This is a genomic window from Enterobacter cloacae complex sp. SHL009 (assembly GCF_049237205.1).
Lineage (GTDB): Bacteria > Pseudomonadota > Gammaproteobacteria > Enterobacterales > Enterobacteriaceae > Enterobacter > Enterobacter cloacae_M.
This window is the reverse complement of record NZ_JBMKIW010000003.1, coordinates 48752-71613: the sequence shown is the minus strand read 5'-3', so window position 1 is coordinate 71613 and position 22862 is coordinate 48752. Positions and strand designations below refer to the sequence as shown.

Below are 22862 nucleotides of genomic sequence, written 5' to 3'. Positions count from 1 at the left end.
TTGGCTTTTGATTCACTGGGGGCTGTAGCGCGAGTCGGCGTTGTCGCTGATGTGGCAATAATGAGCCCCGTCAGGACGAGTACATATTGTCCCGCACCTATCACATGCCAATATGGCTTCCAGCTCCGCGATCCGCTCCTCTGCTTTTGACAACTGCTCGAGAAGTTCTTCTGCTAACGTCACGCGCATCACGACTTTCTGACAGTCGTGGCGTTTGGCTCTGGCGATTGTGCCGCGCAGAGTCGCATATTTGTTGGTGGTCATTGGACGGACTCCTGACGAAGATGGTTAATTTCGGCGTCAAGGCTCATTCGCTGGTCCATCGATTCCGTCAAGGCTGCAAATGTAACGTCCAGGCGAGTGGCTACCTCACGCATCAGAGAGGCTTCTGCTGGTGGCAGTTTGCCCGCCGCAGCATGGGCTGCGGCAACAAGTTCTTTTATCTTCATGCGAGGCATGCGCGTGATTCCGTAAGCTCATTGAAACGGTTAATGAACAAGCCATATGCCTGGCCTGGGCGAAGAGGAACGATCTGGATAATGTCGCTGGCCGGAATACCTTCGAGGCAAGGCCAGAGTGAGCCGTCGTCGATATCCAGATCGCGGCGCTCCGTGGCAAGCATCACCAGATCGGCGTATTTCACCACCGCTGACATATCAGGGGTGATGCTGAATTTGGCCCGGATCAGCTGTTCTACCCCCTCTTCAATGCGACGGTAATCTGGAAGCAATGCTTTCAGGGGGGCAGGGATGTCCTGGCAATAGGCTTCAGCTGCGTCATGCATCAGGGCTTCAAAGGCTAACTCTGGCGGCACAATTTGGCTGCACAGTACCGAGTGCTGGGCCACGCTGTAAAATTCCGGCAGATGACCACTGAAGCGGCAGATGTGGGAAAGTGCGGTCGCAATATCATCGATCTCTACGTCGTCAGTGGTTGAATTGAGGTAATCGAATTTCTTACCTGAAAGTGTCTGGATATAACTCATCGTATTTTCTTCTCCATATTTGGCAGCTGCACCTGCGCCAGTTTTGGGTTGTACGAATCCCTCGCCATTGGCGATTAATAAAGGGAATTACGCTTCAATAAATCCCCGCGGCGCCGGGGATTTAATGCAGAGAAATTACGCTTTAAAGTTACCGATAAAGGTTTCAACCGGCTTGTCGGTGAACTTCTCGATCAGCAGGTCACGGAACTCGTTGGCGATAGCTTCTTCCCGGGCTTCCAGTTGAACGATGCGGAGTACAAACACCGGTTCACCGCTTTTAAGCAGGCTGTTACGCAGGCTAAAGCGGCGTTCGCCCAGGCCTTCATATGGCACGCATTTGAACTCGAAGGCGACAGGCATCACGTCTTTACTGCTGGCTTCAACGCTCTGCATCAGGGACTTTCTGCCGCCAAAATCTTCGTCTTCATGAGCTGCTTCCGAGACTTGTTTGATATTGACGCGACGAACGGCACCAGCTGCCTGCGCGATGGACAACACATTCCCGTCGGCATCAAATGCGCTCAGGAAGTCGGCCCAGTCCTCCAGCCATTCAGCAATTTCCTTCTGGCCCAGTCGATCGCCATTTACCTGAAGTAGGGCTCGGAATGGCGCTGTCTTTTTGAGGGTGATAGATGCGACGTTATCAGCATGGCCAGGGTTAGCCAGAGTACCGATATTGAACACGGAGCGTGCGGTCATGTTGTCAGCATCGATAAAGCATCGCGCTGGTTCAGCTTCGTTGGCGTAGCCTGCTGCGTAACGCACAAAGTCAGGAATGCTGGTTGTGGTCATGGCGCCACGGAAGCGAAAACGCTCCAGTTCGAAACGCTCGAGGCTTTCAACATTAACACCTTCAGGAAGCAGGGCAGTCGGGCATGCCGTAACTTTTGCTGCATCCAGGTGGTAACCAGAAAGAACTAGGTCTTTCACTTGCTGCAGGGCATTGCCGTCTAAAATTTGGGACATAAAATTTCCTTAATATGTGGTAAATCGGATGTCAGTGATTTGTCTGCTGCAGATCACTGTGCCGCTTTAAGCTTTCCGTCAACGCCGCCGTTGATCCCGAATAGCTGCCCCTGATCTTCCTGCAGGATTGTCAGCTTGCCGCCTTTGTTAACCCACATTGGTGTTTCGGTGGTGTCTTCTTCGGAGGCTTTACCGCGCGGGGTTGGGGTGACGTAGTTCAGCTTGTGCTTGATCTTGACGCGCTTCTCTTCGACGGAGTTACCCATACGTTCAATATCAAAGGTGAGGACTACTTTGCCTTTGGTACCGTTGTTCAGAACGCCAAGCGCGGTAGTGTTTAAAGCCGCCGCGATCTTGTTCATGAACACGCCGGCATCCAGTTCGCCCAGGAAATCGGGCACTACGGTCATGCGGTCATTACTCATGGTTTAACCCTCTGAAAGGCGGCTGCCACCGCCAGTGGAACTTCTCCATACACAACAGAGAAGGGCACCCGCGCGATTGTTATGGGTAGACAGGCCACTTCCCTCGCGCCCGGGTGGATTGGGTTATGAGCCCGTCGCCCGGTGATGCCCTTGTCTCTTGTGTAAAAAAGGTGCCCACCGATGTGATGGGCAAAGACTACACACAGCAATGAAGTTGTTGTGGCGGTGGTGCCTCCACCTGCCGGACCGGCCAGAACCGGCGACGCTACACCTCAAGAAACGTATTCATTTCAAATGTTGAAATAAAAACTTGTTGGCCTCGTCACGTGTGCAGAGCCGCATTACCACAACTGAAAGCGCACTCTTTCGGTAACAAACCTGCCCCCGCAGTGAAAGAGAGAAGGAGTGCGCTTTCACGTTGTGCCCTTAAAAAGCTGGCTGTCACCCTCAAGGGGAAAGTGAGCAGCCAGAACAGGGATCACTTCTTATTGCTTTGGCCTGCTTTTAACCACATCAGGCGCGGTGGTAAGCCATTTGCGAATCATCCGGTCATTCATACGCCACCTGCGGCTACTTCGTGGGCTTCCTGCCTGTTCGCTGTTGATGAAAATGAAGATAAAAGATATTTGCGAAATGCGCAAGAAATATAATGCGTAAAACGCAATTGAAAGGGCGTAAAAAAACCGCCGTGTAGGCGGTTATTTGTTCTTAGGGTATGTTATCCGTGCCGTTTAACTGACTGCGACTGGCTGATCATTACCTTGCCGAAAACGTAAAATCTGTCTTCATTGGATTTATCCACTGACCACTCCCGATATTTAGGGTTATCAGAAATGACAAGAATTTTATCGGGGATCATCTGTAATCTTTTGACGTAAATTTTATCATCGAAACCAAAGACATAAATCCCATCACCATCAAACTCATTGATCGAAATATCTACGAATATCAAATCACCTGGTTCAATGGTATCAGCCATGCTGTCGCCACGAACGTTTATCACTTTGACAGTATCAGGTGTTCTCCCACCAAATAATGCGGCAGCTCTTTCGTTGTTGTACTCAATGGACCTGATGACATCGACAACATCACTACCTTGTATATGGCCCATACCAGCACTGGCGCTGACATCGAGCAACTCGACTCTAAACACAGGGTCACCCTCTCCATAAGCCGGATTTTTACCACTGGATTTACATACAGTAGTTTCGTTTGGAGACGGTGTAAAGAGTTCTGCCACGCTAACACCAAGTGCCGTAGCATATTTGCTAAGCGATTGTTCAGTAAATGACTTTTGTTTTCCTGTCTCTACACGTGAGACGTTCGCACCGTCAATACCTACAGCTTCAGCAAGATCTGAAATTTTCATGCCCTTTTCGAGGCGTAATTCTCTAATGCGGTTTCCTATGTTCATGCGTCCATTACAGGTTGTTTTTGCGTGATATGCAAAGCAACTTGCGCAAGTCGTAACTACACATTAATATGCGTAATACGCAATTAAAGGGGGCTTTATGCAATCACCGTTAAGAAATTTGCGAAAATCGCAAGGTTTTACTCTCTCTCATGTGGCAAACGTGGTGGACATTGATCCAGCCAACCTAAGCCGAATTGAAAGGGGTCAACAAATCGCATCACTCGATGTAGCTGAAAGGCTTGTGAAGTTTTATTCGGGCCAAATTGATGAGCTCCAAATCTTGTACCCGCACCGTTATACGCAGGCTACAGAAACCGGGGCAGCATCGGTACCACAGGAAAAAGGGGAAAGCCGTGGGTAATGAACCGGAATGGAAAGTTGATAAGCAGCCAGCCTGGCTGGTGGCCGCAATCAAAAAAACGATTACCGAGTTACCTGGCGGATATTCAGAAGCTGCTGAGTGGTTGGGTGTAACCGAGAACGCGCTGTTTAACCGGCTGCGTACCGATGGCGATCAGATCTTCCCGCTCGGTTGGGCGATGGTGCTTCAACGTGCTGGTCGTTCAAACCACATAGCGAACGCTATTGCACGTCACTCGAACGGTGTTTTCGTGCCATTGGCTGACGTTGAAGAAATAGAGAACGGTGATATCAACCAGCGTCTTATGGAGTCAGTGGAATGGATCGGCAGGCATTCGCAATACGTTCGTAAAGCTACCGCTGATGGCGTTATTGATGCTCAAGAACGCGCCCAGATTGAAGAGAACAGCTATCAGGTGATGGCTAAGTGGCAGGAGCATTTGACGCTGCTTTTCCGTGTGTTTTGTGCGCCGGAAAAAGGTGACGCCCGCGAGTGTGCAGCTCCGGGCGTCGTGGCAGACAAATCTTGTATGGAGAAGTAATCCGCATGACCAGTTTAACGGCTTTTAACCGTTTACCGCAACTCAGGATGATCCCGGTACCGGGCGCTCCGTTGTTTCGGTATGAGCGCAGAATAGCAAACCGCTGGGTGCCATGTAACCACAGTCGGGCGGTCGCAATTGTGGGGGTTTACTACAGGAAGGCGAAACGCTTATGCGCGAAGTTAACCGAAAGTTCAAAGACCACAGAGGGATCCCCGTTCGGGTTATCAGGTGGGAGCCAGAGACTCAACGAGTTATCTACCTGCGGGATGGTTATAACCACGAATGTTTCAGCCCGCTTGAACAATTCAAGCGCAAGTTTACAGAGTTAAAGGACGACCATGAGCACTAAATTAACGGGTTACGTTTGGGACGCTTGTGCCGCTTCTGGCATGAAGCTGTCCAGCGTTGCCATCATGGCGCGTCTGGCAGACTTCAGCAGTGATGAAGGGGTTAGCTGGCCCTCCATTGCTACCATCGCGCGCCAGATTGGCGCTGGTGAGAGCACGGTTCGCACTGCCATATCTCAGCTGGAAAAAGATGGTTGGTTAACCCGCCAGCAGCGCCGTAAAGGCAACCGCAATGCATCAAACGTTTACCAGCTCAATGTAGCGAAATTACAGGCTGCAGCCTTTTCTCACCTGTCAGATTCTGACGCATCAAAATCTGATGCCTCAAAAACCGACGCGTCAAAATCTGAGGCATCAAAAAACGATGAGAAAGGCGGTTTTCACCCGTCAGAATCTGGGGGGGATCCGTCAGTAAATACAACTACTGATCCATCAGTTAAAAAACCTTCTTGTCCGGTTGCGTCGCAACCAGACCCTGAAGTCATGATTACCGATAACGCCATCCTGGTTTTGAATCATCTGAACCTGGTTAGCGGCTCACGATACCAAAAATCAAAAACTTCTCTGGAAAACATCCGTGCTCGTTTGCGTGAAGGTTACAGCGTTGGCGACTTACAGCTGGTGATTGACCTTAAGCATGAGCACTGGAACGGCAATGACGTGCAGTACCAGTACATGCGGCCTGAAACGCTATTTGGCCCGAAAAAGTTTGAGGGTTATCTGCAAAGCGGGATCCGTTGGGACAAGAAAGGGCGTCCACCGCGTGAAAGCTGGGGTGAAAAGAAACACGATCCGATGAAGTTCGGCCCGGTTGATACCAAGATTCCAGAGGGGTTCAGAGGATGACGGAAAATAAATACTGCCGCGCGCTGGCTGAACTGCGTTCAAGACCAGCCCACAGGTTGAAAGAGGTCGGCGATCAATGGCGCACACCGGATCTGTTGTTTTGGGGTATCAATGCAATGTTCGGCCCTCTGGTGCTGGACCTTTTTGCCGACGACAGCAACGCGAAGTGCCCAGCATGGTACACGGCTGAAGATAATGCCCTGTCGCAGGATTGGTCAGAACGACTGAAAGAACTCGGTGGTGCAGCATTTGGCAACCCGCCGTACAGTCGCTCTCAGTACCATCAAAAGCAGGCTGTCACCGGGATGACCCACATCATTAACCATGCTATGGCAATGCGAGAAAAGGGCGGTCGGTACGTTTTTCTCATTAAGTCTGCGACGAGTGAGACGTGGTGGCCTGAAGAGGCAGATCACGTCACATTTATTCGTGGCCGAATTGGTTTCGAGCTTCCTGAATGGTTCGTTCCCCTGGATGAAAAGCAGCAGCCTACCAGCGCATTCTTTGCTGGTGCAATTGTGGTGTTCGACAAGACATGGCGCGGTGAGCGCTTCAGTTACATCAATCGCACCGAGTTGGAAGAAAAAGGGCGCGCCGCGATGGCACTGGCAAACTTTGCCGCGGCAAAATTTTCTCCAACTGCAACATCGAAAGAAGCCACACCTGCTCCTGTTGATCTTCCTGAGGAAGAATCGCGCATCTGGCCGCTTGAAGTTGGTCTGGTATTTAGTCAGGTAGAGGGCGCGGATTCTCTGGCGCTGGGTCAGCAAAACAAGTTGAAGGCAAATATCAATCAGCTCTGGCTTGAGCGGATGTCTACCACCGAAATCATCACTATCGCTGGTGGTTTGGTTAGCAGCATGCAGGGGGCCGCCAATGCGTGAGATCATCGTTGATAACTTTGCTGGTGGCGGCGGCGCGAGTACCGGCATTGAGCTGGCGATCGGGCGTAGCGTCGATATCGCTATTAACCACGACGAAAACGCTATTGCGATGCATAAGACGAACCACCCGGACACGCTGCATTATTGCGAGTCGGTGTTTGAAGTTGACCCAATCGCAGCCACCAGCGGTAAACCTGTCGGTCTGGCCTGGTTTAGCCCTGACTGCCGCCACTTTTCCAAAGCAAAGGGCGCTAAGCCAGTTAAGAAAGAGATTCGCGGGCTGGCGTGGATTGTCTTGCGCTGGGCGCTGGCGGTACGTCCCCGCGTCATGATGCTGGAGAACGTCGAAGAATTTAAGACATGGGGCCCGCTGCTTGATGAAGAATTACGGCCGGATCCTGAGCGTGCTGGTGAAACATTCGAGGCATTTGTCGGCATGCTGTCGACGGGGATCGCGGCGAATCACCCTGCACTGGCTGAGGTTTGTGAATTCCTTGCCATTGAGCCGCATGGTCAGCAGGCGCAACAGCTGATCGTCGGGCTTGGTTATGAGGTTGATTATCGGGAGCTGCGCGCATGTGACTACGGCGCGCCGACGATCAGAAAGCGTTTCTTCATGGTCATGCGCTGTGACGGCCGCAAGATTCATTGGCCTGTAGCGACTCATGGGGATCCAAAATCACTGGAAGTACAAAGCGGCAAGCTGGCGCCATGGCGTACCGCGGCGGAGTGTATTGACTGGAATATCCCGGCCAGGTCCATCTTCGATCGCAAAAAGCCGCTGGCGGAAAATACGCTCAAACGTATCGCGCGCGGTATCCAGCGTTTCGTTATCGAGAGTGCTTCGCCGTTTATCGTTAAGTGCAACCATACCACGTCACACGGCAAATATGATTGTTTCCGTGGGCAGGAGCTCGAGGCTCCATTACAAACCATCACGAAAACCCACGGCTATGCGCTGGCGGTGCCGCACCTGACTAAATTCCGCACCGGAGCCACCGGGCAGCCATTAACCGAGCCGGTACCAACTGTCACCGCTGGGACGTCGGCGCGCCCGGGCGGGAATGGGCATGCGCTTGGCGTAGTTGAGGCCGCCCTGACACCGTTCCTGGCAGGCAACGGCGGCAGTGAGTACCAGGCTAAGCCGCGCCCGCTGGATAAACCCGCTCATACAATCCTCAAGCAGTCCCGCGCGTGTGTGGTTGCGCCGGTCATCGCCCGCCAGTTTGGAGCCAGTATTGGGCACAGGGCAGACGAGCCGAGCGCAACGATTACTGCTGGCGGTGGCGGTAAGTCGCAGCTGGTAACCCCAACACTGATTCAGATGGGATACGGCGAACGCCCAGGGCAAGAACCGCGAGTTCTTCAACTTAATAACCCGCTCGGCACGGTCACTGCTGGTGGTAATAAGTTTGCAACGGTGAGCTCGTTCCTGGCAAAGCACTATGGTGGGAATTACACGGGGCCGGGTGTTGGTATGGATGAGCCTGCCCACTCAGTCACTACTGTTGATCACCACGCGGTAGTTGCGTCGCACCTGGTGAAGCTGCGCGGAACCTGCCGCGACGGTCAGACCATGGATACACCTATGCCGACGATTACCGCTGGTGGCCAGCACGTTGGCGAGGTCCGGACATTCCTCGAAACCTACTGCGGTGATAGCGAGGATGAATGGCTGGTGACGATCGAGGGGGTTAAGTACCAGATCGTCGATATCGGAATGCGCATGCTGCAACCGCATGAGCTTTATAAGGCGCAGGGCTTCCCTGACGGCTACGTTATCGATCAGGACTATCGCGGCAATCGTTACGCCAAAGACAAGCAGGTAGCGCGCTGTGGTAACGCAGTACCGCCGCCGTTCGCTCGTGCGCTGGTAGAAGCAAATCTTCTTGAATTATGTGCAAATCAAAAGGCGGGTGCAGCCGCCTGATATGGAGAAATAGCATGAATCAGTTAACCGCAAAGGGTGTTGTGACAATGTCCAGCCGTGAAATTGCCAGGCTGGTGCAGAGCAAACATGGTGATGTGAAGCGCTCAGCTGAGCGCCTTGCATCTGCTGGTATTTTAACCGCGCCGTTGGCGCACACCCCCTACACACACCCGCAAAACGGGCAAACATACGAGGAGTATTGGTTCAACAAACGTGATTCTCTGGTGATCGTCGCCCGGCTGTCGCCAGAATTTACCGCCGCTGTTGTCGATCGCTGGCAAGAGCTGGAGAACAGTCAGGCCGTAAGTGTCCCGCAAACATTGCCGGAGGCATTACGTCTCGCCGCGGATCTGGCCGAGCAGAGAGAACAAATGGCCCAGCAGTTAGCCGCTGCCGCGCCGAAAGTTGAGTTTGTCGATCGGTATTGTACTGCTAAAGGCTCAATGTCTTTCCGCCAGGTGGCAAAGCTGTTGCAGGCCAAAGAGACCGATTTCCGCTTGTTCCTCATTGAGAGCGGCATTTTGTACCGGCTCAGTGGAGTGCTGACACCGCGGCACCAGCACATTGCTGCCGGGCGGTTTGAAGTGAAAACTGGCACCACGAGTGAAACAAACTACGCCTTTAGCCAGGCACGTTTTACACCCAAAGGCATCGAGTGGATCGGCGGCCTGTGGACGGCACACATCGCTAAGGGGCATGCCGCGTGAGAGGACTGTTTACAGCCGAGACTGTTCCGCGCCTTGGCCTAGTGGTGTTAAAGCCGGGCAGCGAACTGATGTCTCTGTTTCAACAGGGGCGTGTGCTGGTGGAGCCTCAGCCAAGAAGCATGGCTGGACTTCCGTCGGGGCTCGTCCCTGATGCCAGGCAGCCGCTGGCAGAAGATAAGTCCCTCGAGGGATTCTTCACCGACGAGAGAGTTATCCGTGCAGCAGGCGGTTTGAACGCGTTGGAATCCTGGTTAGAGCGTAACGTGAAGGAATGCCAGTACCCGCACACTGATTATCACCATCATGAGCTGGTAACGATGCGACATCCCCCTGGATCAATATTGCTCTGTTGGCATTGCGATAACCAGCTGCGCGATCAAACCACCGCGGCGCTGGCAGAACTGGCCCGGCGTAACCTCATTAACTGGCTGATCAGTTCCATCCTGTCATCGCTTGGCTTTAACAACGAGCGTGAATTATCCCTCGGTGAATTGTGCTGGTGGGCCGTTTATTCAGGCATTGCTGATTCAATCACGGAAAGGATGGCCCAGCGTGCGCTTCACTTACCGGACGAGCCGTTTTTATCCGTATATCGAGAAAGTGACATTGTGCCGATGCCCCCCGCAAAAAGCATTTTGCAGAAGAAGGTCACCCCTGCGGTCACGGCTGCGAAATTAAAGCATGGAGCGAATCAGGAAGTGGCCTATGACCAGCCAAAGGTTCTGGCTCTGCATGCGGATCCTGAATCCCCTGAATCATTCATGTTGCGCCCAAAACACCGCAGGTGGGTGAATGAGGACTATACGCGGTGGGTTAAAACCCAGCCCTGTGAAGGTTGCCGGCGGCCAGCGGATGATCCACACCATGTCATTGGTCACGGCATGGGCGGTACCGCCACTAAAGCCCACGATTTGTTCGTGATCCCTCTGTGCAGAGAGTGTCACGACAAATTACATGCTGATGTTGCAGCGTTCGAGAAAAAACACGGTACCCAGCTGGAGCTGCTATTCCGGTTTATGAATCGAGCGCTGGCGATCGGCGTAATAACAAAAGCGTAATTGTATGGAGCGCTGAGCATAATGAATTTACAAGAACTGGAATTTACGCGGATTGAACTGCGCCGCGCGCTGGCGGATTTATCAGGATCGACAAAAGGACAGCTGCAGGCGTTCAGTGAGCATCCACCAGCAGATAAGAACAAATACCCCCGGCGCCATCCTGAAATCGTTATGGAGGGTGGGGAAGGTTGTGGATCCAAGGTTGTGAAAACGATGGCCACACCACTTTATGTTCTTGAGACAAGGAGCCGTCGCCGACCTTTACCGCCTATTAAGGATACGGAGTTCGCTTGTTCAGCATGGCGTCGATCGGTCAATGGTCTGGGTGAGCATTTGCAGGCATGGGTGCGGTACTGCTATGGGCATGACCTTGCTTTCCGGTACCAAAGGTTAATGTGCCAACACGTATGGCAAGAGTTTCAGCGTCAGCATAGTGGCAAAAAAATCCAGGACCGTGTCACTAAAAAACTGATAGGGCTTGTCTGGCTTGCGGCGCAAGAAGTTGCTGCCTCGCGTAATAACGATACCTATCAGGAGTATGCTGGTGCAGCTCTGGCGCGCATGGTCAGTGTTGAGCGTTCAACCTGGCTCAGAGTGTATTCAGGACATTGGGCGGCTTTCAAAGCGTCGTTTGCTGAAATGGACAGTGAGGCACTAAGTGAAATTTTGTCACGGTACGAAGAGTACCAAGAACTGAAAGTGGCGAAAATGTGAGATAACTTTCACTAACTCCCTCAATTAGGCTTGCAAAATGCAACAAAATGAGCCATATTTGAGGCTAATTTGATACGTTGCCAAAATTTTAATGACCCGCTGAGTAGCGGGTTTTTGTTATTATAGCCTGTCAAAAAAGGGGGCTATATGTGGCAAGGTATACCATTCAAATTCATGTCCAGTGATTTACTGGAGTCTTCTAATTTAATTATTCAAAAAATTCCACATATTTTTGTCGAAACATCGCCAGATTACATTGGGGCAATAGCAACTGCTTCAGGTACATTAGTTGCCGGGTGTTTATCAGCATTTGTCGCTTGGTATGCTATTAAAGCTAACAGAAAACAAATGCTACAACAGCAAATGATTATCGATAAGCAAACATTTACTAATGAACTAAGAACTAGAATGTCCACTTTTCTAGCAGATTTAGAAAAATTGTCATTGATGTTAAAGCCAGATATTTATGGGCATAAACTGTCAATAGCTACTATGAGTATAGAAAGAAGGGTGGCCCTTGATAAGTTGGCTTATGACCTTGATTTGTGCCGTTATCATTTATTGCTAATGATTGATGAGAAACCACAGTTTTCAAGAGTTAGAAGTCTAATTGATCAAGTTACTGAGGATATAGAATTATCGATTAGTAATGTTGAGTATTATGGTACAGATGAAGTAATAAAGGAGTTAATCAAAGCGACAATAAGTTGTATTGATTCAGAATGGAAGTCAGTGACCAAAAATATATAAATCATCAATGTGCCTCTAACGTGAGGTGTTCTTGCTGTGAAATGGGCGGCTGGTAGGTGTTGTAGCACCCAACCAGCCATTAGCTCATGCTTTCAGGTCACAAGCTAACCAAGGCCCACTGCTTTAGCGCAAAAGCATAGTGAGCCTATCAGAGTTACGCTTACGGATCTATGAAAAATACTGTAATTATAAACAGTGTTGAGTTGGTCAACACTGATAGCCTGCAATACATCGCCACTCTCCCTGATAACTCCGTTGATCTGATAGTCACGGATCCGCCGTACTTCAAAGTGAAACCCAACGGCTGGGACAATCAATGGAAAGGGGATGAGGATTATCTTCGCTGGCTTGATATGTGCCTCGCACAATTCTGGCGAGTGCTTAAACCTGCTGGCAGTCTTTATCTTTTCTCCGGTCACCGCCTGGCGGCAGACATTGAGATCATGATGCGTGAGCGGTTCAATATCCTGAACCACATCATCTGGGCTAAACCGTCGGGCCGCTGGAATGGCTGTAATAAAGAAAGCCTGCGCTCTTACTTCCCTGCAACAGAGCGCATCCTCTTCGCTGAGCATTACCAGGGGCCGTATAAACCAAAGAGCGACGGGTACGCTGAGAAGAGAAGCGAGCTGAAGCAGCATGTAATGACTCCACTAATTTCATATTTCCGGGATGCACGTGAAGCGCTTGGCATATCCTCAAAACAAATAGCCGATGCGACTGGAAAGAAGAACATGGTGTCCCACTGGTTCAGCGGTAGCCAGTGGCAATTACCGAATGAATCAGACTACCGGAAACTTCAGTCCCTTTTCACGCAGGTAGCCATCGAAAAGCACCAGAACGGCGAACTGGCAACACCGCACCACCAGCTGGTGGCTCTGTGGCATTCGTTGAATCGCAAATATTCAGAGCTGCTCGAAGAGTACAAATCACTTCGGCGGCATTTCTCTGTGACAGCTGCCGTGCCATATACGGACGTATGGACCCATAAACCAGTCCAGTTCTATCCAGGTAAACACCCGTGCGAAAAACCCGCTGATATGTTGCGGCAAATCATCAACGCCAGCAGCAGGCCCGGCGATGTGGTAGCTGATTTCTTTATGGGCTCGGGATCAACAGTTAAAGCAGCCATTGAACTGGGCCGCCAGGCTATCGGCGTAGAACTGGAAGAGGAACGTTTCAACCAGACGGTAAGTGAGGTAAGGCAACTGGCAGGGGAATAAAAGCTTGGGTCGCTATCGCGGCCCTTTTTATTACCTCAACTGGACACCCGCAACGTAGCGAGGTGAGAGCATGTATCGAATGGAAAAAATCACGACGGGTATTGCATACGGCGCATCGGGAGGGGGGACCGGATACTGGTTGCTTCAGCTCCTCGATAAAGTCTCCCCATCTCAATGGGCGGCCATTGGTGTGCTCGGTAGCCTCATGTTTGGTTTGCTGACGTGGTTAACGAGTCTGTACTTCCAAATCAAAGCGGATCGCCGCAAAGCTGCGCGGGGTGAATGATGTCGAACAAAGCAAAGCTCAGCGCAGCAGTGCTGGCGTTAATCGCGTCGGGTGCATCTGCTCCACTCATTTTCGACCAATTCATCAGCGAGAAAGAAGGCAATGCGCTGGTGGCCGTTGTTGACCCGGGTGGGGTCTGGTCTTTATGTCACGGCGTGACCGTTATCGATGGCAGGCGTGTTGTTAAAGGCATGACGACCACTGAGGAACAATGCAGGAAGGTTAACGCTATTGAACGCGATAAGGCATTAGCCTGGGTTGATAGCAATATCAAAGTGCCTCTGACAGAGCCGCAGAAGGTGGGTATCGCATCCTTCTGCCCGTATAACATCGGGCCTGGTAAATGCTTTCCTTCGACGTTCTATAAGCGCATCAATGCTGGTGACCGGAAAGGGGCCTGTGAAGCTATTCGCTGGTGGATTAAAGACGGTGGCCGTGATTGCCGACTAACCAAAGGCCAGAAGAATGGCTGCTATGGGCAGGTCGAGCGGCGTGATCAAGAAAGTGCGCTGGCATGCTGGGGGCTGGACCAATGAAAATTAATCCAAGTCTCATCGGTGTTGCCGTTATTGCTGTCCTTTCGGTCGCCCTCGTTAAGAGTTGCTCTGACGCCAGTAACCTTCAGAGCGATAACGACGTTCTGCGAAGTGACAACTCTTTGCAGGGACAGGTGATCGCCACCCAGGCATTCAACTTCAATCGGTTCAATCAGGTTGCAGAACATGCCAATAAGCTTAACTCCCTGATCGACACCAGCACCGAAGAAACCGTCATCGAATACCGGGAGATTCTCCGCCGTGAAAAAACCTGTGATCTGCCTGTTCCTGCTGACATTGCTGGTGGGCTGCTCGAATACGCGCACCGTTTACGTTCCAGCGCAATGCACCCCGATACCGACAGACCTGACGCAGCCGATGATAGTACCGCTGCCGCCGGCTCAATAACGTACTGCCAGGCTGTGCTCTGGATTAAGCCGCTGTTGGCCGTAATTGAAAAGGGCAACAACAACCTGGCTGGTATAAGGCAGATAGAGCTGGAAAGGAAAAACTAGGGATGGCTCGTCCTTGAGCACACGGGTATTTCTGAACGACGGCTTTACCTGACATAGCAAAGCACCTTTAAATTCTAGAAAAGACTCAATATTTAACAAGCGAAGCGCGGCAATGATAAAAAAATGCCCTCACATGGAGGGCTACCAGAGTCTCAGTTTCACTTGCTCTTTTTATCGATGTTTCCCTGGAGTTGGCATTCTCCACATCAGAGTCTTGAATAGCGTGGCACTTAACAAGAAATCAACAAGCGTAAGCGGAAGCTATTGAGAACTTTCTTAGGTCCAGCATGATATTTACGTAACCACGTAAAGCTGCCTGTTAGCAATGCTGGTGGGTGGCTCGAATACGCGCACCGTTTGCGTTCCAGCGCCATGCACGCCGATACCGACGGAACTGACGCAGCCGATGATCGTACCGCTGCCGCCAGCTCAATGACGTACTGCCAGGCCATACTCTGGATTAGACCACTGCTCGCAGTCATTGAGAAAGGCAACAATCAACTTCACGGGATTAAGCAAATCGAAGTAGATAGAGCTGAGAGAAAAGGTCAAGGGTAATATTTCATAGTATAATCACCCAAATTAATTTCGAGGGTAGATTATGGAATGGCAAACATTTTGGTCTGGGGTCTCAGCAATCTTTACTGCCATCACGGCAGTAATTGCAGCTTGGGCAATATTTCGATGGAAAAAGCAAGATGAATTGAAGGTGAAGTTAGAATTCAAAAAGGCGGTCGGCGATTACGCTTATCAACTAACACAAATGCCTGAAATAATGTTTATTCATGAATTGCAAAAATACGATGCTGATTGTAAAAAACTAAGGGATCTGCTTGGGATATGTAGCTACGCTTGGTTTAACACCGAAGGGTTGATAACGAACCCAGTAGTAAATGAATGCTGGGGAATTATTTATAACAACACAAATAAATACTTAAACGGAAAATTACATAGTGAAGAATTGGGAGCTGCCTGTATGGGAATTGCAAACGAGAAATTTGTGTTTAGAAAATAAATGTTATTAGTTCACCTTCCGTCCGGAAAGGCTTATATCACAAGGAGATAAGGCAGCTTATGTCCCAGAGATAATTTCTGAACCCCGCACTTAACCATTGGATTGTGACGGCCGTACCTACGGGCGTTTAGGGCTTCACGGGTCCTTTCCGGCAATTTGCTCGGTTACGGGGCGGCGACCTCGCAGGTTCTCGCTATTTATGAGAATTTTTCAGGATTTTGCCTTTTCCGTTCTTCTTCTTGCTAAGTATCTGTCTTTACTGGGTATAACCCACCACAAGAAAGGAAGTGTTAAAGCCTGGTAGTAGTCATTTTACCCGGCATGGTTTCCTTACCCTGTGTTTCGCCTGGAGTTCGTCATGGAGGTCAATAAAAAACGCCTTTCAGAGATTTTTGGTGTCAGCATCCGCACGATCCAGAACTGGCAGGATCAGGGAATGCCAGTTGCGCGCGGTGGTGGAAAAGGTAATGAAGTGCTTTATGACTCTGCCGCCGTAATCGAATGGTATTCCGCCCGTGACGCAGCGATAGAAAACGAAAAGCTGCGCAAAGAGGTTGAACAGCTGAGAGTTGATTCAGAATCAGACCTTGTGCCTGGCACGATTGATTATGAGCGCCATAGGCTTACCCGAGCCCAGGCTGATGCTCAGGAACTAAAAAATGCAAAAGAGTCCGCTGAGGTGGTGGAGACCGCATTCTGCACGTTCGTGCTGTCGCGGATAGCCGGAGAAATTGCCAGTATCCTTGATGGAATACCTCTGTCGGTTCAGCGGCGCTTTCCGGAACTGGAAAATCGACATATTGATTTCCTCAAGAAGGACATCATAAAAGCCATGAACAAAGCAGCTGCGCTGGATGAAATGATACCGGGGTTGCTGAGTGAATATATCGAACAGTCAGGTTAAGGGGCTACAGCACTCCGCGCGCTCGGGGCTCCGTTCGTTGTACCGGCCAGAACCGCAAACGGCGGTTGAGTGGGCAGACGAAAATTATTACCTTCCAAAAGAGTCTGCTTATCAGGAAGGGCGCTGGGAAACGCTGCCGTTTCAGCGTGCGATAATGAATGCGATGGGTAATGACTATATCCGCGAGGTCAATGTCGTTAAGTCTGCCCGAGTAGGCTATTCAAAAATGCTGCTCGGCGTGTATGCGTATTTCATCCAGCATAAACAGCGTAACTCGCTTATCTGGTTACCTACCGACGGTGATGCAGAAAACTTCATGAAATCCCATGTCGAACCGACAATTCGGGACATCCCCTCACTGCTGGCGCTGGCGCCCTGGTACGGTAAAAAGCACCGGGACAACACGTTGAGTATGAAACGTTTCTCGAATGGGCGAGGTTTCTGGTGCCTCGGTGGTAAAGCTGCAAAAAACTACCGTGAAAAATCTGTTGATGTGGCGGGTTATGACGAGCTGGCGGCATTTGACGATGATATCGAGAAAGAGGGCTCTCCAACGTTCCTGGGGGATAAACGTATTGAAGGGTCGGTCTGGCCTAAATCGATACGAGGATCCACACCCAAAATTAAAGGGACATGCCAGATTGAACGTGCCGCCAAGGAGTCAGAGCATTTCTTGCGCTTCTATGTTCCTTGCCCACATTGTGGGGAGGAGCAGTTCCTTAAATTCGGCGATAAAGAGACGCCATTCGGGTTCAAATGGACGCCGGGCGATCCTGCCAGCGTTATATATCTGTGTGAACACAATGCATGCGTAATTAAACAGCAGGAGCTCGATTTTTCGCAGGCGCGGTACATCTGTGATGAAACCGGGATCTGGACGCGCGACGGACTTTTCTGGTTTTCATCATCGGGTACCGAAATTGATCCGCCTGACAGCGTAACCTTTCACATCTGGACGGCCTATAGCCCCTTCACAACCTGGGTGCAAATCGTCAAGGACTGGATCAAGACCAAAGGGGACACGGGCAAGCGTAAGACGTTCGTCAACACAACGCTTGGTGAAACGTGGGAGCCTAAAATTGGTGAGCGTCCTGATGCTGAGGTGATGGCCGAACGTATTGAGCACTTCGGTGCCAGGGTGCCGGAGCGCGTGGCCTATCTTACTGCCGGTATTGACTCCCAGCTTGACCGTTACGAAATGCGTGTCTGGGGCTGGGGGCCTGGTGAGGAAAGCTGGCTTATCGACAAAATTATCATTATGGGGCGACATGATGATGAATCCACGCTTCTGAGGTTGGATGAGGCGATCAACAAAACCTATCCGAGGCCTAACGGCGTTGAGATGCTTATTTCCCGCATCTGCTGGGATATCGGCGGCATAGACCCAACGATTGTTTATAACCGCTCGAAAAAGCATGGTCTGTTTCGTGTCATCCCCGTTAAAGGCGCATCTGTCTACGGCAAGCCCGTGGCGAATATGCCTCGTAAGCGTAACAAGAACGGCGTTTATCTCACTGAGGTAGGAACAGACACCGCGAAAGAGCAGATTTATAACCGTTTCACGCTGGTGGCAAAAGGCGACGAACCGTTGGCGGGAGCGGTTCACTTCCCTAATAACCCTGAAATATATGATTTAGCTGAGGCTCAGCAGCTTACGGCTGAAGAGCAGGTTGAGAAGTGGGTAGACGGGAAGAAAAAAATCGTCTGGGACAGTAAAAAACGACGAAATGAGGCGCTTGACTGTTTTGTCTATGCACTTGCAGCTCTGCGGATAAGTATCTCCCGCTGGCAGCTGGATCTGGATTCTCTTCTGGCCAGCTTACGGGAAGAAGACACTGGCCGTAAAAATAATAAATCTCTGGCGGATTATGCCAGGGCATTAGCGGGAGATGAATAATGGCAACACAGGCTGAACTGGATGCCGCGCGTGCAGCGTTACATGATCTGATGATGGGAAAACGGGTTGCGACGGTACAGAAAGACGGTCGAAGGGTGGAATTTACGGCGACGTCAGTCATCGATCTGAAAAAGTACATCGCCGATCTAGAGTCACAGGTCGGTACCACTTCACGACGCCGCGGGCCGGCAAGGTTCTACGCATGAAAATTCCTTCTTTAGTTGGCCCCGACGGGAAAACCTCCCTGAGGGAATATGCAGGCTATCACGCCGGTGGCGGCGGATTCGGTGGGCAGTTAAATGCCTGGAATCCCCAGAGTGAAAGTGCCGACGCCGCACTTCTGCCGAACTTCGCCCGGGGGAATGCCCGTGCTGATGATCTGGTCCGTAACAATGGTTATGCGGCAAACGCCGTTCAGCTTCACCAGGATCACATCGTCGGGTCTTTTTTCAGACTGAGTTACTGCCCGAGCTGGCGTTATCTCGGCATTAAAGAAGAGGAAAGCCGAGCATTTGCCAGGGAGGTGGAGGCCGCCTGGTATGAATATGCGGAGGATGACTTTTGCGGGATTGATGCCGAGCGCAAGCGTACCTTTACGATGATGATCCGTGAAGGCGTTGCGACGCACGCATTTAACGGTGAACTGTGCGTCCAGCCCACCTGGGACAGTGATTCATCGCGACTTTTTCGCACGCAATTTAAAATGGTTAGTCCAAAACGCGTGAGTAATCCCGGTAATACAGGTGACACGCGTAACTGTCGCGCGGGTGTCAAAATCAGTGATAGCGGCGCAGCGCTGGGGTACTACGTCAGTGAAGACAGCTATCCTGGCTGGATGTCGCAAAAATGGACCTATATACCACGGGAACTGCCGGGCGGAAGGCCATCATTCATCCATATTTTTGAACCGCTTGAGGATGGACAGACCCGCGGCGCAAACGTGTTTTACAGCGTGATGGAGCAGATGAAAATGCTCGACACCCTGCAAAATACTCAGCTCCAGAGCGCAATTGTAAAAGCTATGTATGCGGCGACAATTGAGAGCGAGCTTGATACCGATACGGCGATGGACTTTATCCTCGGCGCTGATAGTAAGCAGCAAAATAAGCTGACGGGCTGGCTTGGCGAAATGGCAGCATACTACGCTGCAGCGCCGGTTCGCCTCGGTGGCGCGAAAGTTCCTCATCTTATGCCGGGCGATTCCCTGAACCTTCAGTCAGCACAGGATACCGATAACGGTTATTCCACCTTTGAACAATCACTCCTGCGCTATATTTCTGCTGGTCTTGGTGTTTCGTATGAGCAGCTTTCCCGTAACTACTCTCAGATGAGCTATTCGACGGCGCGCGCCAGCGCCAATGAATCCTGGGCGTTCTTTATGGGGCGTCGCAAGTTTGTCGCGGCCCGGCAAGCCTGCCAGATGTTCGTCTGCTGGCTCGAAGAGGCGATTGCGCGCCGGGTTGTCACGCTCCCGTCCAAAGCCAGGTTTAGCTTCCAGGAGGCGAGAACTGCCTGGGGTAACGCCAACTGGATTGGCTCGGGGCGCATGGCTATTGATGGACTGAAGGAGGTGCAGGAGGCCGTGATGCTGATTGAGGCTGGTCTCAGCACATATGAGAAGGAGTGTGCCAAACGCGGAGATGACTATCAGGAGATATTTTCTCAGCAGGTACGTGAAACTATGGAGCGCCGGAGCGCGGGACTTAAACCTCCGGCATGGGCGGCAGCTGCATTTGAATCTGGGCTGAAAAAATCAAACGAGGAGGTAAAAGATGACGCCAGAGCTGCGTAATCTCCCGCATATTGCCAGCATGGCCTTCAATGAGCCGCTGATGCTTGAACCCGCCTACGCGCGGGTTTTCTTTTGCGCGCTGGCAGGCCAGCTGGGTATCACCCGACTGACTGATTCCGCTTCTGGCGTCTCGCTCGGCGCTGAACAAATTGCAGAGCCGCTGGCGCTGTTTGGCGATGACGAGGAAATGGGGCCCCGGCCAGCGCGGAGCTATCATGTAACAAACGGGATCGCGGTGCTGCCCGTTTCCGGGACGCTGGTCAGCAAAACCCGTTCACTGCAGCCTTATTCCGGTATGACGGGCTATAACGGGGTAATTGCCCGACTGCAGCAGGCAATGAGTGATCCCGGCGTAGACGGTATTCTGCTGGATATGGACACGCCGGGCGGGATGGTGTCCGGGGCTTTTGATTGTGCCGACATTATTGCCCGGATGCGGGATATCAAGCCCGTCTGGGCGCTGGCAAATGATATGAACTGCAGTGCAGGGCAGCTCATTGCCAGTTCTGCATCGCGACGGCTTGTCACGCAAACGGCCAGAACCGGCTCCATCGGCGTCATGATGGCGCACAGTAATTATGGCGCTGCGCTGAAAACTAACGGCGTTGAGGTCACGCTGATTTACAGCGGCGATCATAAAGTCGACGGCAATCCCTATGAAAAACTACCAAAGGACGTTCGCGCTGATTTTCAGACGCGCATCGATGCCACTCGTCAGATGTTTGCCGAAAAGGTTTCCGCTTATACCGGAATGTCAGTGCAGGCCGTACTGGACACCGAAGCGGCCGTCTTCTCCGGTCAGGAGTCCGTGGATAACGGTCTGGCGGATGAACTTGTTAACAATACCGACGCGCTCAGCGTGATGCGTGAAGCACTCGACAGACGCAAAAAAACAACCACTGGAGGAACTATGCCATCACCTTCTGCATCTGCAGCGACCAATCAGCCAGCTGACCAGGCAGCAACACAGACGACTGCACCGGCTGAGCAGGTCACCACCGTTGACACAACAACTGCTGCCTTAACGGCCCCGGCAGACCTCAGCGCTCAGGTATCGGCAGCCGTAGCCGCCGAGAATGGTCGCATCATGGGTATTCTGAACTGCGAAGAGGCAAAAGGTCGTGAATCACAGGCCCGTGCGCTGGCAGAAACGCCGGGCATGACGGTCGAGAGTGCACAGCGCATTCTGGCCGCGGCGCCGCAAAGCGCCCAGGCGCGTACCGATACGGCGCTGGATCGCCTGATGGAAACCGCACCAGGCGCTCTTTCAGCAGGGAATGCCTCTGCTGAAGCCGGCGACGATTTGTTAAACACCCCCGTTTAAGAGGCTAACATGGCAATCACCGAAGTATTTACTCATCACCAGCCGCTCGGTAACAGCGATCCGGCACACACCGCGTATGCACCGGGCGAACTGACAGCATCCACCCCGGCAATGACCCCGCTCATGCTCGATGCTACGTCCGGCAAGCTAACCGTCTGGGACGGCGAGCATGCAGGTGCAGCAACCGGCATTCTGGCAGTTACCGCTGACCAGAGCAGTGCTGAACTGGCATTCTATAAATCCGGTTCTTTCCGCATCGAAGATGTGCTCTGGCCATCTGCCGTTACCGACGAAAATATCAAGCGTAACGCGTTCGCCGGTACTGCGATCAGCATCGTTTAATCACCCTCAACTTTCATAAAAGCCGCTTATGCGGCTTTTTTTACGGGAAAAATCTATGTCAGTTTACACAACAGCCCAGCTTCTGGCGGTCAATGAGAAGAAATTCAAGTTCGATCCGCTCTTCCTGCGTATCTTCTTTCGCGAAACTTATCCCTTCAGTACAGAAAAAGTCTACCTTTCGCAAATTCCGGGCATGGTCAATATGGCGCTGTACGTATCGCCGATTGTCTCCGGGAAAGTGATTCGTTCCCGTGGTGGCAGCACGTCGGAATTTACGCCGGGGTATGTGAAGCCAAAACACGAAGTGAATCCGCTGATGACCCTCCGCCGCCTGCCTGATGAAGATCCACAGAATCTGGCCGACCCTGCCTATCGCCGCCGACGCATCATTCTTCAGAACATGAAAGATGAAGAGCTTGCAATTGCGCAGGTAGAAGAAAAGCAGGCCGTTGCTGCAGTCCTAAGTGGTAAATACACCATGACCGGGGAAGCGTTTGAGCCGGTTGAAGTTGATATGGGACGCAGTGCCGGTAACAACATCACCCAGGCGGGTGCAGCTGCCTGGTCTTCTCGCGACAAAAAAACGTACGACCCGACCGATGATATTGAAGCGTACGCGCTTAACGCCAGCGGTGTGGTCAACATTATCGTCTTCGATCCAAAGGGCTGGGCGCTGTTCCGCTCCTTTGACGCGGTGAAGGAAAAACTGGATACGCGTCGCGGTTCAAGCTCTGAGCTGGAAACCGCCGTGAAAGACCTGGGAATGGCCGTCTCTTATAAGGGGATGTATGGCGACGTGGCCATCGTTGTTTACTCCGGTCAGTACATCGAGGATGACGTCAAAAAGAACTACCTGCCGGATCTGACAATGGTGCTGGGAAATACCCAAGCGCGCGGTCTGCGTACCTATGGCTGCATTCTGGATGCAGATGCACAGCGCGAAGGCATTAATGCTTCAACGCGCTATCCGAAAAACTGGGTGCAAACGGGCGACCCGGCTCGCGAGTTCACCATGATTCAGTCAGCTCCGCTGATGCTGCTGCCAGATCCGGACGCTTTCGTTTCAGTCAAGCTGGCATAACTTTCCCCAGTGGCCC

General features: G+C 51.7%; 28 protein-coding genes and 1 pseudogene. 23 read left to right on the top strand and 6 right to left on the bottom strand.

Annotation, left to right across the window (positions count from 1 at the left end; all coding sequences use genetic code 11):
• Nucleotides 1-12 precede the first annotated feature (12 nt).
• From ACOTZC_RS09105 to ACOTZC_RS09080, 6 genes are all read right to left on the bottom strand, one after another.
• A complete protein-coding gene (locus ACOTZC_RS09105; protein ID WP_045892052.1) occupies nucleotides 13-264 on the bottom strand; it encodes a hypothetical protein in 252 nt (83 codons plus the stop codon).
• Nucleotides 261-458 carry a hypothetical protein gene (locus tag ACOTZC_RS09100; protein WP_016247400.1) on the bottom strand — a complete coding sequence of 66 codons (198 nt, stop codon included), beginning with the start codon at nucleotides 456-458 and terminating at the stop codon, nucleotides 261-263. The genes ACOTZC_RS09105 and ACOTZC_RS09100 overlap by 4 nt, the downstream gene beginning before the upstream one ends.
• Nucleotides 446-985, bottom strand: a complete 540-nt coding sequence (locus ACOTZC_RS09095; RefSeq protein WP_252050817.1) for an HD family hydrolase — start codon at nucleotides 983-985, stop codon at nucleotides 446-448. The genes ACOTZC_RS09100 and ACOTZC_RS09095 overlap by 13 nt, the downstream gene beginning before the upstream one ends.
• A 135-nt stretch (nucleotides 986-1120) precedes the next feature.
• Nucleotides 1121-1951: a YfdQ family protein gene (locus tag ACOTZC_RS09090; RefSeq protein ID WP_252050816.1), complete on the bottom strand. Its 831-nt coding sequence runs from the start codon at nucleotides 1949-1951 to the stop codon at nucleotides 1121-1123.
• A gap of 53 nt (nucleotides 1952-2004) precedes the next feature.
• On the bottom strand, nucleotides 2005-2376 hold the full coding sequence (locus ACOTZC_RS09085; RefSeq protein ID WP_016247397.1) for a hypothetical protein: 372 nt from the start codon (nucleotides 2374-2376) through the stop codon (nucleotides 2005-2007).
• 718 nt (nucleotides 2377-3094) lie between these two features.
• On the bottom strand, nucleotides 3095-3790 hold the full coding sequence (locus tag ACOTZC_RS09080) for an XRE family transcriptional regulator (protein ID WP_032623258.1): 696 nt from the start codon (nucleotides 3788-3790) through the stop codon (nucleotides 3095-3097).
• A gap of 97 nt (nucleotides 3791-3887) precedes the next feature.
• On the opposite strand from ACOTZC_RS09080, the gene ACOTZC_RS09075 reads away from it, so the two are divergent.
• From ACOTZC_RS09075 to ACOTZC_RS08965, 23 genes and pseudogenes are all read left to right on the top strand, one after another.
• A complete protein-coding gene (locus tag ACOTZC_RS09075; protein ID WP_192986517.1) occupies nucleotides 3888-4151 on the top strand; it encodes a helix-turn-helix domain-containing protein in 264 nt (87 codons plus the stop codon).
• Nucleotides 4144-4692: a YmfL family putative regulatory protein gene (locus tag ACOTZC_RS09070; RefSeq protein ID WP_349391367.1), complete on the top strand. Its 549-nt coding sequence runs from the start codon at nucleotides 4144-4146 to the stop codon at nucleotides 4690-4692. The genes ACOTZC_RS09075 and ACOTZC_RS09070 overlap by 8 nt, the downstream gene beginning before the upstream one ends.
• A 172-nt stretch (nucleotides 4693-4864) precedes the next feature.
• A complete protein-coding gene (locus ACOTZC_RS09065) occupies nucleotides 4865-5044 on the top strand; it encodes a DUF4222 domain-containing protein (protein ID WP_058662305.1) in 180 nt (59 codons plus the stop codon).
• Nucleotides 5034-5888 carry a conserved phage C-terminal domain-containing protein gene (locus ACOTZC_RS09060; RefSeq protein ID WP_421635734.1) on the top strand — a complete coding sequence of 285 codons (855 nt, stop codon included), beginning with the start codon at nucleotides 5034-5036 and terminating at the stop codon, nucleotides 5886-5888. Before ACOTZC_RS09065 ends, ACOTZC_RS09060 begins: the two co-directional genes overlap by 11 nt.
• Nucleotides 5885-6772 carry a phage N-6-adenine-methyltransferase gene (locus ACOTZC_RS09055; RefSeq protein WP_349391369.1) on the top strand — a complete coding sequence of 296 codons (888 nt, stop codon included), beginning with the start codon at nucleotides 5885-5887 and terminating at the stop codon, nucleotides 6770-6772. The genes ACOTZC_RS09060 and ACOTZC_RS09055 overlap by 4 nt, the downstream gene beginning before the upstream one ends.
• Complete coding sequence (locus ACOTZC_RS09050) at nucleotides 6765-8702, top strand: DNA cytosine methyltransferase (protein ID WP_421635733.1); 1938 nt, start codon at nucleotides 6765-6767, stop codon at nucleotides 8700-8702. Before ACOTZC_RS09055 ends, ACOTZC_RS09050 begins: the two co-directional genes overlap by 8 nt.
• A gap of 14 nt (nucleotides 8703-8716) precedes the next feature.
• Nucleotides 8717-9409, top strand: coding sequence for a phage antirepressor KilAC domain-containing protein (locus ACOTZC_RS09045; RefSeq protein WP_421635732.1), 693 nt, complete (start codon nucleotides 8717-8719; stop codon nucleotides 9407-9409).
• On the top strand, nucleotides 9406-10467 hold the full coding sequence (locus ACOTZC_RS09040; RefSeq protein ID WP_421635731.1) for a DUF968 domain-containing protein: 1062 nt from the start codon (nucleotides 9406-9408) through the stop codon (nucleotides 10465-10467). Before ACOTZC_RS09045 ends, ACOTZC_RS09040 begins: the two co-directional genes overlap by 4 nt.
• A 21-nt stretch (nucleotides 10468-10488) precedes the next feature.
• On the top strand, nucleotides 10489-11181 hold the full coding sequence (locus ACOTZC_RS09035) for a bacteriophage antitermination protein Q (RefSeq protein WP_421635730.1): 693 nt from the start codon (nucleotides 10489-10491) through the stop codon (nucleotides 11179-11181).
• Between the two features lie 147 nt (nucleotides 11182-11328).
• Complete coding sequence (locus tag ACOTZC_RS09030) at nucleotides 11329-11931, top strand: hypothetical protein (protein ID WP_349391373.1); 603 nt, start codon at nucleotides 11329-11331, stop codon at nucleotides 11929-11931.
• A gap of 170 nt (nucleotides 11932-12101) precedes the next feature.
• Nucleotides 12102-13154: a DNA methyltransferase gene (locus ACOTZC_RS09025; protein ID WP_421635729.1), complete on the top strand. Its 1053-nt coding sequence runs from the start codon at nucleotides 12102-12104 to the stop codon at nucleotides 13152-13154.
• Nucleotides 13155-13224: 70 nt separating this feature from the next.
• Nucleotides 13225-13440, top strand: a complete 216-nt coding sequence (locus ACOTZC_RS09020; protein ID WP_000286102.1) for a class II holin family protein — start codon at nucleotides 13225-13227, stop codon at nucleotides 13438-13440.
• Nucleotides 13440-13976, top strand: coding sequence for a lysozyme (locus ACOTZC_RS09015; RefSeq protein WP_421635768.1), 537 nt, complete (start codon nucleotides 13440-13442; stop codon nucleotides 13974-13976). Before ACOTZC_RS09020 ends, ACOTZC_RS09015 begins: the two co-directional genes overlap by 1 nt.
• A complete protein-coding gene (locus ACOTZC_RS09010; RefSeq protein WP_421635728.1) occupies nucleotides 13973-14491 on the top strand; it encodes a hypothetical protein in 519 nt (172 codons plus the stop codon). Before ACOTZC_RS09015 ends, ACOTZC_RS09010 begins: the two co-directional genes overlap by 4 nt.
• A gap of 312 nt (nucleotides 14492-14803) precedes the next feature.
• A pseudogene (locus ACOTZC_RS09005) lies at nucleotides 14804-15049 on the top strand (hypothetical protein); the annotation flags it as partial.
• Between the two features lie 43 nt (nucleotides 15050-15092).
• A complete protein-coding gene (locus ACOTZC_RS09000; protein WP_421635727.1) occupies nucleotides 15093-15506 on the top strand; it encodes a hypothetical protein in 414 nt (137 codons plus the stop codon).
• Between the two features lie 358 nt (nucleotides 15507-15864).
• The gene (locus ACOTZC_RS08995) at nucleotides 15865-16410 is read left to right on the top strand and encodes a terminase small subunit (protein ID WP_023292740.1); all 546 of its coding nucleotides are present in this window, start codon (nucleotides 15865-15867) and stop codon (nucleotides 16408-16410) included.
• Nucleotides 16385-18307 (top strand): phage terminase large subunit family protein, encoded by a 1923-nt coding sequence (locus ACOTZC_RS08990; RefSeq protein WP_421635726.1) that lies wholly within the window; start codon nucleotides 16385-16387, stop codon nucleotides 18305-18307. The genes ACOTZC_RS08995 and ACOTZC_RS08990 overlap by 26 nt, the downstream gene beginning before the upstream one ends.
• Nucleotides 18307-18513: a phage head-tail joining protein gene (locus ACOTZC_RS08985; protein ID WP_177336703.1), complete on the top strand. Its 207-nt coding sequence runs from the start codon at nucleotides 18307-18309 to the stop codon at nucleotides 18511-18513. The genes ACOTZC_RS08990 and ACOTZC_RS08985 overlap by 1 nt, the downstream gene beginning before the upstream one ends.
• Nucleotides 18510-20099, top strand: coding sequence for a phage portal protein (locus ACOTZC_RS08980; protein WP_032641872.1), 1590 nt, complete (start codon nucleotides 18510-18512; stop codon nucleotides 20097-20099). Before ACOTZC_RS08985 ends, ACOTZC_RS08980 begins: the two co-directional genes overlap by 4 nt.
• Nucleotides 20080-21423 carry a S49 family peptidase gene (locus ACOTZC_RS08975; RefSeq protein WP_421635725.1) on the top strand — a complete coding sequence of 448 codons (1344 nt, stop codon included), beginning with the start codon at nucleotides 20080-20082 and terminating at the stop codon, nucleotides 21421-21423. Before ACOTZC_RS08980 ends, ACOTZC_RS08975 begins: the two co-directional genes overlap by 20 nt.
• A 9-nt stretch (nucleotides 21424-21432) precedes the next feature.
• Nucleotides 21433-21765: a head decoration protein gene (locus tag ACOTZC_RS08970; RefSeq protein ID WP_023292735.1), complete on the top strand. Its 333-nt coding sequence runs from the start codon at nucleotides 21433-21435 to the stop codon at nucleotides 21763-21765.
• Nucleotides 21766-21820: 55 nt separating this feature from the next.
• A complete protein-coding gene (locus ACOTZC_RS08965; protein WP_023292734.1) occupies nucleotides 21821-22846 on the top strand; it encodes a major capsid protein in 1026 nt (341 codons plus the stop codon).
• The last annotated feature ends 16 nt before the right edge of the window (nucleotides 22847-22862 follow it).

Coding starts and splice junctions, on each gene's coding strand:
- ACOTZC_RS09105 (WP_045892052.1), bottom strand. CDS start 264: ATGACCACCAACAAATATGCGACTCTGCGCGGCACAATCGCCAGAGCC.
- ACOTZC_RS09100 (WP_016247400.1), bottom strand. CDS start 458: ATGCCTCGCATGAAGATAAAAGAACTTGTTGCCGCAGCCCATGCTGCG.
- ACOTZC_RS09095 (WP_252050817.1), bottom strand. CDS start 985: ATGAGTTATATCCAGACACTTTCAGGTAAGAAATTCGATTACCTCAAT.
- ACOTZC_RS09090 (WP_252050816.1), bottom strand. CDS start 1,951: ATGTCCCAAATTTTAGACGGCAATGCCCTGCAGCAAGTGAAAGACCTA.
- ACOTZC_RS09085 (WP_016247397.1), bottom strand. CDS start 2,376: ATGAGTAATGACCGCATGACCGTAGTGCCCGATTTCCTGGGCGAACTG.
- ACOTZC_RS09080 (WP_032623258.1), bottom strand. CDS start 3,790: ATGAACATAGGAAACCGCATTAGAGAATTACGCCTCGAAAAGGGCATG.
- ACOTZC_RS09075 (WP_192986517.1), top strand. CDS start 3,888: ATGCAATCACCGTTAAGAAATTTGCGAAAATCGCAAGGTTTTACTCTC.
- ACOTZC_RS09065 (WP_058662305.1), top strand. CDS start 4,865: ATGCGCGAAGTTAACCGAAAGTTCAAAGACCACAGAGGGATCCCCGTT.
- ACOTZC_RS09060 (WP_421635734.1), top strand. CDS start 5,034: ATGAGCACTAAATTAACGGGTTACGTTTGGGACGCTTGTGCCGCTTCT.
- ACOTZC_RS09055 (WP_349391369.1), top strand. CDS start 5,885: ATGACGGAAAATAAATACTGCCGCGCGCTGGCTGAACTGCGTTCAAGA.
- ACOTZC_RS09050 (WP_421635733.1), top strand. CDS start 6,765: ATGCGTGAGATCATCGTTGATAACTTTGCTGGTGGCGGCGGCGCGAGT.
- ACOTZC_RS09045 (WP_421635732.1), top strand. CDS start 8,717: ATGAATCAGTTAACCGCAAAGGGTGTTGTGACAATGTCCAGCCGTGAA.
- ACOTZC_RS09035 (WP_421635730.1), top strand. CDS start 10,489: ATGAATTTACAAGAACTGGAATTTACGCGGATTGAACTGCGCCGCGCG.
- ACOTZC_RS09030 (WP_349391373.1), top strand. CDS start 11,329: ATGTGGCAAGGTATACCATTCAAATTCATGTCCAGTGATTTACTGGAG.
- ACOTZC_RS09025 (WP_421635729.1), top strand. CDS start 12,102: ATGAAAAATACTGTAATTATAAACAGTGTTGAGTTGGTCAACACTGAT.
- ACOTZC_RS09020 (WP_000286102.1), top strand. CDS start 13,225: ATGTATCGAATGGAAAAAATCACGACGGGTATTGCATACGGCGCATCG.
- ACOTZC_RS09015 (WP_421635768.1), top strand. CDS start 13,440: ATGTCGAACAAAGCAAAGCTCAGCGCAGCAGTGCTGGCGTTAATCGCG.
- ACOTZC_RS09010 (WP_421635728.1), top strand. CDS start 13,973: ATGAAAATTAATCCAAGTCTCATCGGTGTTGCCGTTATTGCTGTCCTT.
- ACOTZC_RS09000 (WP_421635727.1), top strand. CDS start 15,093: ATGGAATGGCAAACATTTTGGTCTGGGGTCTCAGCAATCTTTACTGCC.
- ACOTZC_RS08995 (WP_023292740.1), top strand. CDS start 15,865: ATGGAGGTCAATAAAAAACGCCTTTCAGAGATTTTTGGTGTCAGCATC.
- ACOTZC_RS08985 (WP_177336703.1), top strand. CDS start 18,307: ATGGCAACACAGGCTGAACTGGATGCCGCGCGTGCAGCGTTACATGAT.
- ACOTZC_RS08980 (WP_032641872.1), top strand. CDS start 18,510: ATGAAAATTCCTTCTTTAGTTGGCCCCGACGGGAAAACCTCCCTGAGG.
- ACOTZC_RS08975 (WP_421635725.1), top strand. CDS start 20,080: ATGACGCCAGAGCTGCGTAATCTCCCGCATATTGCCAGCATGGCCTTC.
- ACOTZC_RS08970 (WP_023292735.1), top strand. CDS start 21,433: ATGGCAATCACCGAAGTATTTACTCATCACCAGCCGCTCGGTAACAGC.
- ACOTZC_RS08965 (WP_023292734.1), top strand. CDS start 21,821: ATGTCAGTTTACACAACAGCCCAGCTTCTGGCGGTCAATGAGAAGAAA.